Source organism: Mycobacterium sp. MAC_080597_8934 (genome assembly GCF_000523975.1).
GTDB lineage: Bacteria > Actinomycetota > Actinomycetes > Mycobacteriales > Mycobacteriaceae > Mycobacterium > Mycobacterium avium.
On the sequence record NZ_JAOS01000004.1, the window covers coordinates 100,786 to 115,178 of the forward strand.

13 protein-coding genes and 1 pseudogene are annotated in these 14,393 nt (G+C 68.2%); 11 read left to right on the forward strand and 3 right to left on the reverse strand.

The genetic code is table 11. The features are described from left to right. Entirely contained in the window at positions 1–1,020 is a 1,020-nt protein-coding gene (locus NF20_RS03230; RefSeq protein WP_033712877.1) for an NAD(P)H-dependent flavin oxidoreductase, read from the reverse strand. 106 nt (positions 1,021–1,126) lie between these two features. Between NF20_RS03230 and NF20_RS03235 the strand changes: the two genes are divergently transcribed. After that, positions 1,127–2,728, forward strand: a complete 1,602-nt coding sequence (locus NF20_RS03235; protein WP_011725184.1) for an arylsulfatase — start codon at positions 1,127–1,129, stop codon at positions 2,726–2,728. 20 nt (positions 2,729–2,748) lie between these two features. Here the strand turns inward: NF20_RS03235 and NF20_RS03240 are convergent, their stop codons facing one another. After that, entirely contained in the window at positions 2,749–3,414 is a 666-nt protein-coding gene (locus NF20_RS03240; RefSeq protein WP_023864577.1) for a class I SAM-dependent methyltransferase, read from the reverse strand. Between the two features lie 142 nt (positions 3,415–3,556). Between NF20_RS03240 and NF20_RS03245 the strand changes: the two genes are divergently transcribed. Then, positions 3,557–4,558 carry a Gfo/Idh/MocA family protein gene (locus NF20_RS03245; RefSeq protein ID WP_033712878.1) on the forward strand — a complete coding sequence of 334 codons (1,002 nt, stop codon included), beginning with the start codon at positions 3,557–3,559 and terminating at the stop codon, positions 4,556–4,558. A gap of 34 nt (positions 4,559–4,592) precedes the next feature. Here the strand turns inward: NF20_RS03245 and NF20_RS03250 are convergent, their stop codons facing one another. Continuing rightward, a complete protein-coding gene (locus NF20_RS03250) occupies positions 4,593–5,201 on the reverse strand; it encodes a SecDF P1 head subdomain-containing protein (RefSeq protein ID WP_003876429.1) in 609 nt (202 codons plus the stop codon). Positions 5,202–5,334: 133 nt separating this feature from the next. Between NF20_RS03250 and NF20_RS03255 the strand changes: the two genes are divergently transcribed. From NF20_RS03255 to NF20_RS03290, 9 genes and pseudogenes are all read left to right on the forward strand, one after another. Next, complete coding sequence (locus NF20_RS03255) at positions 5,335–6,009, forward strand: TetR/AcrR family transcriptional regulator (RefSeq protein ID WP_033712879.1); 675 nt, start codon at positions 5,335–5,337, stop codon at positions 6,007–6,009. A gap of 223 nt (positions 6,010–6,232) precedes the next feature. Beyond that, positions 6,233–7,435: a cytochrome P450 gene (locus NF20_RS03260; protein ID WP_033712881.1), complete on the forward strand. Its 1,203-nt coding sequence runs from the start codon at positions 6,233–6,235 to the stop codon at positions 7,433–7,435. Continuing rightward, a complete protein-coding gene (locus NF20_RS03265) occupies positions 7,435–8,271 on the forward strand; it encodes a mycofactocin-coupled SDR family oxidoreductase (RefSeq protein WP_033712882.1) in 837 nt (278 codons plus the stop codon). The genes NF20_RS03260 and NF20_RS03265 overlap by 1 nt, the downstream gene beginning before the upstream one ends. Before the next feature lie 36 nt (positions 8,272–8,307). Beyond that, a complete protein-coding gene (locus tag NF20_RS03270) occupies positions 8,308–9,276 on the forward strand; it encodes an enoyl-CoA hydratase/isomerase family protein (RefSeq protein WP_033712883.1) in 969 nt (322 codons plus the stop codon). Between the two features lie 19 nt (positions 9,277–9,295). Beyond that, positions 9,296–11,668: a CaiB/BaiF CoA transferase family protein gene (locus tag NF20_RS03275; RefSeq protein ID WP_033712884.1), complete on the forward strand. Its 2,373-nt coding sequence runs from the start codon at positions 9,296–9,298 to the stop codon at positions 11,666–11,668. Further along, positions 11,665–12,426, forward strand: coding sequence for an SDR family NAD(P)-dependent oxidoreductase (locus NF20_RS03280; protein ID WP_033712885.1), 762 nt, complete (start codon positions 11,665–11,667; stop codon positions 12,424–12,426). Before NF20_RS03275 ends, NF20_RS03280 begins: the two co-directional genes overlap by 4 nt. 19 nt (positions 12,427–12,445) lie before the next feature. After that, positions 12,446–13,270, forward strand: a pseudogene (locus NF20_RS03285) (hypothetical protein); the annotation flags it as partial. Between the two features lie 67 nt (positions 13,271–13,337). Next, positions 13,338–13,637, forward strand: a complete 300-nt coding sequence (locus NF20_RS25915) for a transposase (RefSeq protein ID WP_033719977.1) — start codon at positions 13,338–13,340, stop codon at positions 13,635–13,637. A gap of 11 nt (positions 13,638–13,648) precedes the next feature. After that, positions 13,649–14,125 (forward strand): IS3 family transposase, encoded by a 477-nt coding sequence (locus tag NF20_RS03290; protein ID WP_050593738.1) that lies wholly within the window; start codon positions 13,649–13,651, stop codon positions 14,123–14,125. Positions 14,126–14,393 lie beyond the last annotated feature (268 nt).

Genomic DNA, 14,393 nt, shown 5'->3' on the forward strand with positions numbered 1-14,393 from the left:
TCACAGGGCGGATGTCAGCCGGCGCAGAATATCGGCGGCCGGCTCGGCGGTCGCATGACGGTATCCGGTGCCCGCCCACAGGTGCACGTACTCCGGCCTCGCCGCCGCCGCGGCGGCCTTACGCAGCGGGCTGGTGAGGTGGTGGATGGCGGGGTAGCCCAGGGGAGCCTCGGCCTCGTGCGCGTCGATGAACGCGTTCCGCAGGCCGCGCGCCGGGCGGCCGGTGAAGGCTCGCGTCAGCACCGTCTCGGTGTACGCCGGATCGGCCAGTGCCGCTTGATGAGTGGCCGAGGCGCCGCTTTCGGTGGCCCGCAACAGCACGGTGCCGACCGCGGCGGCGTGCGCGCCCGCCCGGATCACCTCGGCCACCGCGGCCGGGGTGGCCAGCCCGCCGGTGGCGATCACCGGCAGCGGCACCCGGGCGGTGACCTGCCGGACCAGATCGGCGATCGGGACGGACGGCACCGGCCGCTGCGGCGACAGGGTGGCCGAATGCCCGCCGGCGGCCGTCGCCTGCACCACGAGCATGTCCACCCCGGCATCGTGCGCCTGCGCCGCCTCGTCGGCCGTGGTAACGGTCTGGGCCACAACGGTTTCCGCGCGCCGCAGCGCGGCAATCACCTCGCGCGGCGGGATGCCGAAGGTGAACGACACCAACGGCACCGGATCGTCGAGCAGCAGCGCGATCTTCTGGTCGAAGGCGTCGTCATCCTCGACGGGTTGGGGCGGCAGCGTCAGGCCGAACTGGTCGGCTTCCCGCTGGATGATGCCGTGGTAATCCCGGTAGCGTTGCGGGTCGACCGGGACCGGGTTGGGCGCGAACAGGTTGACCCCGAATGGGATCGACTCGGCGCGAACGGCTTTGATCTCCGCCTCGATGCCCTGCACCGTTTTGTATCCGGCGGCGAGAATGCCCAGCGCGCCCGCCCGGGCGGCCGCCGACACCATCGCCGGGGTGGTCGGTCCGCCCGACATCGGGGCGGCGACCAGGGGTATGGACATCCCGAACTGCGCCAACATCTGCCTGCCTTTCGCCGTTCCCGCGCGCGTGCGCTCACGCGCCTGCCCCGACCCTAGCGAGCCGCGGCATTCCGCCCTGGCGGCGGACCTGGCAGGATGCTTGACCGTGAAGCGCCCCAACTTCCTGGTGATCGTTGCAGACGACCTCGGCTTCTCCGACCTCGGCGCATTCGGCGGGGAGATCGAGACGCCCAACCTCGACCGCCTGGCCTACGCCGGGATCCGGCTCACCGATTTCCATTCGGCGCCGGCCTGCTCGCCGACCCGGGCGATGCTGTTGACCGGGACCGACCACCACATCGCCGGCATCGGCACCATGCTCGAGGTCGCGGCCCCGCAATTCCACGGCGCACCCGGCTACGAGGGCTACCTGAACGACCGGGTGGTCGCGTTGCCCGAACTGCTGCGCGACGCCGGCTACCTGACCCTGATGTCGGGCAAATGGCACCTGGGCGCCACCATCGAGACGTCGCCGTGGGCGCGCGGCTTCGAGCGCTCGTTCGCCCTGCTGCCGGCCGGCGCCAGCCACTACGGCGGCTCGGGGGCGCGCGGGTTTTCGCCGGTGCCAACGCTTTACACCGAAGACGATCGGTTCGTCAGCGTCGGCGACGACTTCTACTCGTCGGACTCCTACACCGACACGCTGTTGCGGTATCTGGACGAACGTGCCCCCGACGACGACCGCCCGTTCTTCGCCTATCTGCCGTTTCAAGCGCCGCACTGGCCGCTGCAGGCGCCCGACGAGTCGATCGCGAAATACCGGGGCCGCTACGACGAGGGGCCGGACGTGCTGCGGGCCGAACGGCTGGCCGCACTCAAGCGGCTGGGGCTGTGCCCACCCGACGTCACCCCGCACCCGGTGGTCGCCGACGGCGCGCCGGAGTGGGCCGACATGACCGACGAGGAGCGGGCCCGCTCGGCCCGCACCATGGAGGTCTACGCCGGGATGGTCGACCGAATGGACTACAACGTCGGGCGGGTGATCGACTACCTGAGCCGTTCCGGCGAACTCGACAACACCGTCGTCATCTTCCTGTCCGACAACGGCGCCGAGGGCGCCATCGTCGAGGCGATGCCGCTGCGCGGCCCGCAGATCGCCGCGCAGATCGAAAAGCATTGCGACAACAGCCTGGACAACCTCGGCCGGCCCACCTCGTTCATCTGGTACGGCCCGCGCTGGGCGCAGGCGGCCACCGCGCCGTCGCGGCTGCACAAGGCGTTCACCACCCAGGGCGGCATCCGGGTTCCCGGCTTCATCACCTGGCCCGGCTTCGCCCGGCAGGGCCAGATCGGCACCGCGTTCAGCACCGTCATGGACATCGCGCCGACGCTGCTGGAACTGGCCGGGACCAGCCATCCGGGCACCGCCTACCGGGGCCGCGAGGTGGCGCCCATGCGCGGCCGCTCATTGGTCGGGTATCTGTCCGGCGCCGCGGACACCGTTCACGACGCCGACACCGAAACCGGATGGGAGCTGTTCGGCCGCCGCGCCATCCGTCAGGGCAACTGGAAGGCGCTGCATCTGCCGGCCCCCTACGGTCCGGGCAGCTGGCAGCTGTACGACCTGGCGTCCGACCCCGGCGAGGTCGACGATCTGGCCGCCGCGAGGCCGGACAAGCTGGCCGAGCTGCTGGCCCTGTGGGACCGCTACGTCGAAGAGACCGGCGTGATCCTCGATCCCATCTCGGTGTTCGACGCCGAGCTCTGACACCGGGCGCGGCTGCTCGGTTATGCGCTGGGGCGGACGGCCTCAAACAGCTCGACCGAACCACTGTGCCGTGCGGCCACGATCTCGAGTCCTGCCTCCCCGAGCCAGCGCGATACGTCACCGGCACCGGGCGTGTTCCCGAAAAAACCCGCCGCCTGCAACGCCGTGACAAAGCGATCCTGGCGCCAGCCGCGACCACGTACACATGTTGTGCCGCGAAGGATCCCACCGGGCTTGAGCACCCGGGCAAGCTCGAACACCGCCGCTCGGGGGTCCGGCAGGCAATGCAGCCCGTTGAAAGTCAACGCCAGGTCAAAGGTGTTGTCCGGGAACGGCAAACACGTGATATCGGCCTCGGTGAACTCCATCAGGTCGGCCACGCCGAACCGAGTGGCCCGACTGCGTGCCCGTCTCAGCATGTCCGAGGAAATGTCAGCGGCCACATAACGGCAATCCTGCCCGGCGCGCAATCCGCGAAAGGCGAACCCTCCGCCGCATGGGATGTCCAGCACATAGGCGCCCGGGGGAGCTGTACCGACACGCCGAACCTCGGCGAGCAGGTCGCGCAACGCCAACCCCCACAACGCTTTTGCGCCCACCGCAGCGACGCGATCGTGCATTGCGGCGGTGTCATACAACGCCGACGCGAGCCGAGCGGCACGCCAGTGGTCGGTTACCTGCCCCATCCGCCGACTCTAACCGCAGCTGGCTACCATGCGCGTATGGCACGGCGAGTGCAGATGACAGTCGACTTGGTCCCAGTTCACTTGGGTAAGACCGATACCGTGGCGGCGCCGGCGTTCGCCCACCGAGGGCCGGGTGAGCGCAATGGCTGAAGTGCATGCGCCCAAGCTGCGGATAGGCATATTGGGTGCTGCCCGCATCGCGCCGCTGGCGCTGATCAAACCGGCCGCCGAGAATCCCGATGCCGTCGTGGCCGCCGTCGCGGCCCGGGACGCATCCCGCGCCCGCGCCTTCGCGACCCGCCACGGCATCGCCACCGTGCACGACCATTACGAGGCGCTGATCGCCGACCCCGACATCGACGCGATCTACAACCCGCTGCCGAACGGCTTGCACGGCCGCTGGACCAGGGCGGCGCTGGCCGCCGGCAAACACGTGCTGTGCGAGAAGCCGTTCACCGCCAATGCGGCCGAGGCGCGCGAGATCGCGGACCTGGCGGAGCATTCGGACCGCGTCGTGATGGAGGCCTTCCACTATCGCTACCACCCGCTGACACTGCGCGCCGAGGAGATCATCGCCTCCGGCGAGCTGGGCAGGCTGCAGCACGTGGAGGCCGCGCTGTGCTTCCCGCTGCCGAAGTTCTCCGACATCCGCTACGACTACGCCCTTGCCGGCGGGGCCACCATGGACGCCGGCTGCTACGCCGTGCACATGGCCCGCACCTTCGGCGGTCGTTCCCCGGAAGTTGTTTCCGCACAAGCGAAATTGCGTGGCCCGAAAGTCGACCGAGCCATGACGGCCGAGCTGCGGTTCCCGGCCGGCCACACGGGCCGGGTGCGTTGCTCGATGTGGTCGACCCGGCTGCTGCAGATCAGCGCCCGGGTGGTCGGCGAGCACGGGGAGCTGCGCATCGTGAATCCGGTGCTGCCGCAGGCCTTCCACCGGCTGACGGTCCGCTCACGCGACGGCAGGCGGACGGAACGGTTCGAGCGCCGGGCCTCCTACGCCTACCAGTTGGATGCCTTCGCCGCGGCGGTGCTGCGCGGCGAGCCGGTCAAGACCAGCGCGCGCGACGCGGTCGACAACATGACCGTCATCGATGCGATTTACCGCGCCGCGGGCCTGCCGCTGCGCTACCCGACCTGAAATCGCTTGGCCGCGAAACGGATACGCGCCGAGATCAGCCGGGGCGCCCGACCAGTTGAGCCAACTGCGCGGCGCCCTGGGCGGTTTGGGTGGTCAGCGCGATCCGCCCGGAGGTCACCTGCTCTTCGATGATCGGCGCTTCCACCACCAGGTTGTCCCGGATGAAGGCGATGTGGTCCTTGGGATGCTCGCCGGTGAATGCCGCCCATGCCGACGCCGACGCAGGATCGAGTACCAACGTCACTTCGTAGTAGTCGGCGGTCAGCGACTTCGGCGGGTCGACGTTAATTAGCCCGAGCTGCATGGCCTCCGGGCCCAGTGTGTACACCGTGGCCCTGGCGATGTCGCAGGTGGTGAGGCCGTCGGTCGGCGGCACCGGGACGGTCGGGTCGATGGCCGGGCACTTGACGGCGGGGGTAGTCGGCTGCGACTTGGTCACCGGCCGGACCGGCAACGGCGCGATCCGCACGGTCGGCGGCGGTGCGGCCGGCGCGGCGGGACTCGCCGTGGTGGTGGGGGTGGTCGACGAGCTCGTCGGCGCCGGCTTGTGCGGTTGCTGGCAACCCGCCAGCGCCGCCGCGCACAGCGCGACGCACGCCAGGCGGGCGACGGGAGTGCTCGCGAAGCTTCGGCGGTCATTCATCCGGACACACTGTACCCACGACAGCGCTGCTTTCCGCCCGCCGGGAAGCAGCGCACACCAGGTACGGCACGCTTTACCGGCACTACGAATATAGAGTAGGGTCGGTTTCTCGGGAAATGCATTCTCAAGAAATATGGATAAACGACGCAAGCCCAATCCCGCCGAACGCCGCCGCGATCTGTGCGATGCGGCGATTCGGTTATTGGCCGACGAAGGCGCGAAAGGGCTGAGCCACCTCAAGGTCGACCGCAAGGCCGGGGTGCCGGACGGGACCACCTCGTTCTATTTCCGCACCCGGTCGGCACTGCTGCGCGCGGCGGCCGAGCGGCTGGCCGAGCTGGACCTGGCCGAGCTGCAGGAGATTGCGGACAGCTCCGGCCCCGGACCCTCGCCGTCGCGGTTGTCGCAAGTCGTCACCCAGGCCGGCGCCGACCCGCAGCTGTACCGGACCCGGGCCCGATACGAACTGACCCTGCAGGCCACCCGCGACCCCGCGCTGGCCGCGATCCTGCAGCAGGCCACCGACGCGTTCACCAAGCTGCACCGGGAGATTTTGGTGCAACTGATGCCGCACGGCGCCCAGCTCGATCCGGCCGTCGTCGAGGACCTGAGCAACGTCACGCTGACGTTCATCAACGGCCTGCTGCAGCGACTCGTCCACGGCGACCGGATCGTCGACAGTCCCGAACAGCTGGACGGGATCCTGTCGGCGATCGCTACGGGGATTTTGAAGAGCCCGGACAAGGGGCGGCTGACGCGAACCGGTGGTCAAGCGGCGGCGCGCCGCCGGGCGGCCGACTCGGAATGAAACCCGGCGGACACGGTGTTCGGATGCGCTGGCTCTTGCCAGTTCATCCGCTGTATCGTTCTCTACGAGAATAGAGTGAGCCCATGTTCATGCACCGCTTTCAACGGAACCGGCGCGCACGTGTTAGCGACGCAATTAAGCGGAGTGTAGAAATTGCCTTCAACCGAATCCGGCGCGCCGGTGCGGGCAGGGCAGCGAGAACTGCAGCGGCAGGAGGGATTTCGTGACAGCTAGCACCGACAGTGATGTCCGATTCGATCCGTACGACGTCGGGCTGATCGCCGACCCTTATCCCATGTTCGCGCGGTTGCGCGAGGAGGCGCCGCTCTACTACAACGCCGAATACGACTTCTACGCGGTGAGCCGGTACGCCGACGTCAGCAAGGCACTGGTGGACCACGAGACCTACAGCTCGGCGCGCGGCGCGATCCTGGAGCTGATCAAGGCCAACCTGGACATCCCGTCGGGCATGCTGATCTTCGAAGACCCGCCCATTCACGACGTGCACCGCAAGCTGCTGTCCCGGATGTTCACCCCGCGCAGGATCGCCGCGCTGGAACCGATGATCCGCGACTTCTGCGCCCAATGCCTGGACCCGCTGGTGGGCACCGGCCACTTCGACTTCGTCACCGATCTGGGCGCGCAGATGCCGATGAAGGTGATCAGCATGCTGCTCGGCATTCCCGAGGACGACCAGGAATACATCCGCGACCGCGGCAACGCGCAACTGCGCACGGAGGCCGGCAAACCAATGAAGGCCGCCGAGCAGGGGCTGTCGGTGGGCGAGCAGTTCGAGGTCTACATCGACTGGCGCGCCGAGCATCCGTCCGACGACATCATGACCGAATTACTCAACGTCGAATTCGTCGACGAAACCGGCACCACCCGCCGGTTGACCCGGGAAGAAATCCTGGTGTACCTGAACGTCGTCGCCGGGGCGGGCAACGAAACGACGACACGCCTGATCGGTTGGACCGGAAAGGTTCTCGCCGAGCACCCCGATCAGCGTCGCGACCTCGTCGAGAACCCCGCGCTCATCCCGCAGGCCATCGAGGAGCTGCTGCGCTACGAGCCGCCGGCGCCGCACGTGTCCCGGTATGTCACCCGCGACGTGGTGGTGCACGACCAGGCCGTGCCCGAAGGCAGCGTGATGATGATGCTCATCGGGTCGGCGTGCCGCGACGAAGCCCAATTCGGCCCGGATGCAGGCGAATTCAATATACACCGGGCGGTCCGTCCGCACCTCACGTTCAGCATGGGCACGCATTTCTGCCTTGGATCGGCGCTGGCCCGGCTGGAAGGCCGCGTCGCACTGGAAGAGATCCTGAAGCGATTCCCCGAATGGGAGGTCGACCTGAGCAGGGCCACCCTCAGCCCGACCTCCACGGTGCGGGGCTGGGAGTGTATGCCGGCGCTGGTGCCGTGATGACCGGCCGGGTAGCGGGCAAGGTGGCCTTCATCAGCGGCGCCGCCCGTGGTCAGGGCCGCAGCCACGCCGTGCGGTTGGCGCAAGAGGGCGCCGACATCATCGCCATCGACATCTGCGGGCCGATCGAGAACCTGGCGTATCCGCACTCAACACCCGAAGACCTCGCCGAAACCGCGGACCTGGTCAAGGATCTCGATCGTCGCATCGTCACCGCGCAGGTCGACGTGCGCGATTTCGAGGCGCTGAAGTCCGCGGTGGACAGCGGGGTGGAACAACTCGGCCGCCTCGACATCATCGTCGCCAACGCCGGCGTCGGCACCGACGGCAGGAAGCTGCACAAGATCCGCGACAACGTGTGGCAGGACATGATCGACATCAACCTGACCGGTGTCTGGCACACCGTCAAAGCCGGTGTCCCGCATGTCCTTTCCGGAGGTCGCGGCGGATCAATCGTGCTCACCAGCTCGGTGGGCGGCCGCAAGGCCTACCCGAACACCGGTCACTACATCGCCGCCAAACACGGCGTCATCGGCTTGATGCGGGCCTTCGCCGTCGAACTGGGCCCGCACCTGATCCGGGTCAATGCGGTGCTGCCCACCCAGGTCAGCACCACGATGGTGATGAACGACCAGACGTTTCGCCTGTTCCGGCCGGACCTGGAGAATCCCGGGCCGGACGACTTCGCCCCCATCTCGCAGATGATGCACACGCTGCCGGTGCCCTGGGTGGACGCCAGCGACATCAGCAACGCCGTTTTGTTCCTCGCCTCCGACGAATCACGTTATGTCACCGGCGTTTCGCTTCCCGTCGACGCGGGCAGCTTGCTCAAGTAGACGCGAAAACTCCGCATCAACCGAAAGAAGAGAACCATGCCCGAATACGACTACGAAGAATTGAAGAAGGAAGCTGAGCAGTACATCAAGTTCGAAAAGGACAAGAAGAACCGGATCGCCTACATCACCTTCGACCGTCCCGACGCGCAGAACTCCGCCACCCTGGGCATGCGGCAGAATTACGCCGACCTGATCCACAAGTGCAACGTGGACGACGACGTCAAGGTGGTGGTGATCCGCGGCGAGGGGGAGGACTTCGGTAGCGGCGGGGACCTGCCCGAGCAGCGCGGCATGCTGGAAAACCCGGGCATGCCGCTGCTGCACGAGCTCGCGATCAACGACGACGATGTCAAGTACCCGCCCGGCGGCTCCTACCGCTACCTGTCCACCGTCACCGACTTCTACGCCAAGGCGCGCGCCGGAAACCGTCCGCTGCAAGAGCTTCGGAAGATCAGCATCATCGAGGCCAAGGGCTACTGCTACGGGTGGCATTTCTACCAGGCGGGCGACGCCGACCTGGTGATCGCCAGCGACGACGCCCTGTTCGGTCACCCGGCCTTCCGCTACGTGGGCTGGGGGCCGCGGCTGTGGTGGTGGGCCGAGACCATGGGGCTGCGCAAGTTCTCCGAGATGCTTTTCACCGGAAGGCCGTTCAGTGCCAAGGAGATGTACGACTGCGGGTTCGTCAACAGTGTGGTGCCGCGCGACAAGCTGGAGGCGGAGACCGAGAAGTACGCGCTGGCATGCTCCAAGGCGCGCCCGACAGATACGGTCGCCGTTCAGAAGACCTTTCTGGAGCTCTACAAGCAGCACAAGGGCGAGTACTTCGGCAGCCTGCTGACCGGCCTGGTGGAGGGCATGCTGCCGCTGATCGCCAACGACGCCGCAGAGGTCGACCTGACCGCGGGCACCTTCGAGAAGGGCCTCAACAACGTGGTCAAGGACAACGACCTGAACTTCCCGCCGGAGTGGCGGCTGAGCCGCTCCGGCCGCGCGAAGCCCTGAACACATTGGGAGAGCGGGCATGTCGGCGCTGACCGGGATCAGGGTCATCGAGCTGGCCGATTCCGTCGCGGGGGAGTACTGCGGAAAGCTGCTGTCCGACTTCGGCGCCGAGGTGATCAAGGTCGAGCCGCCGGAGCGCGGCAGCGCCACCCGGGCCATGGCACCCGTGCTGGCCGGCGGATGCGAGGGCAGCGTGCTGTTCGCCTACCTCAATACCAACAAGCAGTCCGTGGTTCTCGACCTCGCCTCGGCGTCCGGCACCGCGCGGCTGCACCAGCTCATCGAGACCGCCGACGCGGTGATCGGACCACCGGCCACCGATTGGGCCGCCAGACACCCGTCGGTGGTGTTCTGCACCATCACCCCGCACGGCCAGGGGGCACCTCCCGAGTTCGACAATGCCCGCAGCATCACCGTGTTTCATGCCAGTGGCTGGGGGTATCACACGCCCAGCCATGCCGATCCGGCCAAGCCGCCGCTGCAGGGCCCGGGCCGATTCCTGGCCGACTACGAGGCCGGGCTGGAGGCCGCGCTGTGCGTCGCGTCGTCGCTGTTCGGCCGTCTGCACACCGGCACCGGAGAGTGCATCGACATCTCGGCCCATGCGGTGCTGGTGTCGCGCGCCGACTGCATCCTGGGCCGGTTCATCACCGGCGAGGTGCCGGCCGACGGCACCCGCGATGACTACGACCAATCCGGGCCGGCGGCGTTCTTCGCGTGTGCGGACGGGTACGTCTACCTGTACATGACCAGCCGCGCGCACTGGCACGGGATGAAAACCCTGATGGGCCAACCGGAATGGCTGGACGAATTCGACGACGACTGGCTGGAGTTCTCCGTCACCGCCGACAAGGTCGCCACGTTCCGGCGCGGCTTCGCCGCCTGGGTGGCCGGGCTGCCCAGGGAGGAAGTTTCCGAGCGGGCCCAGCGGTTGGGCGTGCCGCTGGTGCCGGTGAACGGCGCCGCGGATCTGCACCGCTCGCCGCAGTATCGCCACCGCGGCTTCGTTCAGCGGGTCCGCCATCCCGTGTTGGGCGAAGCGGCGTACCCCACCGTGCCGTATCTGTTCAGCGCGTCCCCGGCCCGGATCTCCACTGCCGCACCCAGTCTCGGACAGCACACCCGACCGGTGCTCGACGGCATCGCCACCGGGCGGCCCCGGCCGGCGGTCAAGGCGGCGCAGCTCAGAACGCCCAGGGATCGGCGCGGCGGACCGCTGGAAGGGGTGCGCGTCGTCGAACTCACCAAGGTCTGGGCCGGCCCGTACGCGGGGAAGCTGCTGGCGATGCTGGGCGCCGAAGTCATCAAGATCGAAACCGCCGACAGCCCCGAGGAAATGCGCGCCTACGGCGGCACCGACATCAACCATGCGCCTTACTTTTTGAGCATCAACCCCGAGATCCTCAGCGTCGACCTCGACATCAAATCGACCGAAGACATGGCCCGGCTGCGCGACCTGATCGCCCGCAGCGACATCGTCATCAACAACCTGCGCCCGGGCGCGATGGAACGCCAGGGTCTGGGCTATCACCAGCTCACGCAGATCAAACCCGACATCATCTCGGTGTCGATCAAGATGTGGGGCAATGACGGGCCGCTGGGGCATCAAACCGGTTATGCGCCATGCTTTGCCGCGCTGGCCGGGCTGGCCTCGCTGGTGGGCTACCCCGGCGGGCCGCCGCTGGGCACCAGCATGCGCTACGGGGATTCGACGGTCGGGGCCGCCGCGGCGTACGCGGCTGTGGTGGCGCTGCTGCATCGTGAACTCGGCGGCACCGGGCAGTTCGTCGACGTCTCGGCGGTGGAAACCCTCTCAGCGCTGAGCGGTGACTGCTTGCTGGAACACGCCGTGACCGGAAAGCCGCTGACGCCCAACGGCAACTACCATCACGACATGTGTCCGCACGGTTGCTACCCGTGCGCCGACGGCGCCTGGATCAGCGTGGCCGTCGCGACCGACGCGGAATGGGGCGCGTTGTGCGACGTGCTCGACGCCCCAGCCCTTTCCGGCGACGGCCGCTACGCCACGCGGGACGCGCGGCACCGGCACACCGACGCACTGGACGCCGACCTCGGTCGACTTACCCGTGGGCACGATGCCGAGCGGCTCGCGGCGCGGCTGCGCGCGGCGGGGGTGCCCGCCGCCAAGAGCGCCACGGTGCCGGACGTGATCGGCGACCAGCGGCTCTGGGATCGGGAGCTGTACCGCTTCGTCACCGATCACCGCGAGGGTCAGCGACCGATCGTCGGGCCGTCCTGGCGGATGACGCGCCGGCCGGCCCGGATCACGCGCGGGGCACCCGATCTGGGCGAGGACACCGATTACGTGCTGCGCGAAATCCTCGGCGCACCGGCGCCGGCGGCCGGATCACGGGCGACGGGCGGAACATGACGACACTGGCCCACACGGCGGCCCTGGTCACCGGTGCGAGCAGCGGCATCGGCGCGGCGACGGCCACAGCCCTGGCCGCCGAGGGCGCCGCGGTGGCGCTGCTCGCGCGACGCGCCGACCGGCTGGCGGAGCTGCAAGCCGAGATCGAATGCTCCGGTGGCACAGCCCTTGTCGTGCCCGCCGACGTCACGGACGCCGAGCGGGTGGCTGCCGCCGTGCAGCGCACCGTCGCGGAATTCGGGCGGCTGGACATCCTGGTCAACAATGCCGGCCTGATGCAGTCCGGGCCCGCCACCGAAGCGTCGCTGCGGGACTGGGACCGGATGGTGGCCGTCAACGTGCAAGGCGTGCTGTACGCGACCTGCGCGGCGCTGCCGCACCTGGTCGACGCCGCCGCCGATTCACCGCGCGGCGTCGCCGATCTGGTCACCATCAGCTCCACCGCCGGGTGGGTGGCCCGGCCGAACACCGCCGTGTACTCGTTGACCAAGTTCGGTGTGAACGCGTTCAGCGAGGGCATTCGCCAGGAGGTGCTGGGCAAGCGGGTGCGGGTCGGCGTGGTGGGGCCCGGAACGGTCGACACCGAGATCTTCGGCCATCTGTCGGAGCCGTCTCGGGAGGCTTTCGAACGCCAGACCGCGGGCATGGTGATGCTGCGCCCGCAGGATATCGCCGACGCGGTGCTGTTCATGGTGACCCGCGATCGGCGGGTGGCCGTCAACCACATGCTGGTGCGCGCCGCCGAACAGACCTGGTAGTCGCGTGACTCCGCATTGGGTGGTCGGCGATCAGTACGGCTTGCCGTTTCCGGCCGACCCCGCGACGTTGCTCAGTGACGGAGCGTCCTTTCTCACCAAGGCATTTCGTGTCGCCGGCGTGCTCGGGGAGAACAGCGTGACGGGCATCGGCGACTACCGGGAAATCGAGGCCGGCAGCACCGGGCGCAAGGCCATGCTGTCGGTCGACTACGACGAGCCCGCACCGGAGCTGCCCACTGAGTTGTTCGTCAAGTTCTCCCGCGATTTCGACGACCCGGTGCGCGACCGCGGCCGGACGCAGATGGAATCGGAGGTCCGATTCGCCGTGTTGTCACGCGCGCCGCGCTTTCCCATCGCGGTGCCTCGCCCGCAGTTCGCCGACTACCACCGCCGGACCGGCACCGGCATTCTCATCACCGAACGAATCATGTTCGGCGCCAATGGTGTCGAACGCCAGTACCACAAGTGCCTCGACTACGAGATGCCGGAGCCGCTGGAGCACTATCGGGCGTTGCTCGTCGCGCTGGCCCGGCTCGCCGGCACCCATCGTGCCGGCGGCCTGCCGGCCGCATTGACCGCGCACTTTCCGCTGGACGTGCGGGCCGCGACGGTGGGGCCGCGGGCGGCGCATCCCGGCGCGCAGCTCGGTCGGCGGGTGGCCGAACTGGTCGAGTTCATCCAGACCCACCCCGGGCTGGTGCCCGCCGGGGTCCGCTCACCCGGGTTCCTGGCGCGGCTGACCCGCGAGGCTCCCCGCTTGGCGGAGTGCGAAAGCGCGGTTGCCGGCCACCTGGCGGCCGACGCCGACTACGTGGCGCTGTGCCATTGGAACGCCAACGTCGACTGGGATTGACCCCTGATGGTGGACACCTAACTGGTGGGACTGCTGGTCCTGCGGGAAGGTTGTCTGTATGTCGGGCAAGCGTCGGAAGTACACCCCGGAGTTTCGGGAGCAGGCTGCCCGCCTGGTGATTGAGACCGGTCGGCCGGTGGCGCATGTAGCGGCCGAAATCGGTGTTGGTGAACAAGTGCTGGGTCGTTGGGTGCGCCTGGCCAAGGAGACGGCCGCAGCTGGCGATACTGGCGCGGTGTTGGATACCGATGAGCGCGCAGAACTGGAGCGTTTGCGCCGGGAGAACGCCGAATTACGTTTGGATCGTGAGTTTTTGAAAAAAGCCGCGGCCTTCTTCGTCTCCGAACAACACCGGTAGAGGCATACCGGGTGATCGAGTCGGAGAAGGCCATCTACGCGGTCAAGCGGATGTGTGAGCTGCTGCAGGTGTCGCGATCGGGGTTCTACAAATGGCGCAAAGCAGCCGCGCAGGGGCCCTCGTCGGCAGCGCAGCGGCGTGCCGAGCTCGACGTCGCGGTTGCCGGGTTCCACCAAGCCTCCGACGGCGTGTACGGCGCCCCGCGGATTTTGGCCGATCTGCGTGCTGCCGGGGCGGCGGTGTCGCGAAAAACGGTGTCGGCCTCGCTGCGTCGTCAGGGTCTGGCCGGGATCTGTCCGCGCCGCTTCGCCCCAGCCACCACCATCGTCGATCTCGACGCACCTGTGCCCAAGGACCTGGTGGGGCGCCGGTTTGACACCGGCACGCTCGACCGGGTGTGGACCAGTGACATCGAGCGCCGTGAGGCGCTGTTCAACCGAACGGAGGTGAGAGACCACCGTCGCCGAGCCATCGCAGTGGCCCGGTAGAAGCTGGGGGCAGCCTGATCTAAAGAGACTTTGGTGAGGGTGGGAAGCAGCCCCGACAACGCCGGGACGGCCTGGTACTGCCAGACGGGTCGGGTCCGGCTAGCGAGACGGGAAGGTGTACGCGAGGAACCAGCGGCTGAACGCCTCTTAAGAGAAGACCACCAGCTCCAACCTGGCGGATGCGGGCTGGGCAGCGACGCGCACCCGCCCTGAGGGCGGGGAACTCGTGGGCCGGTTGATGTCGCCGGTTCGGGAGGTCACGGTGAAG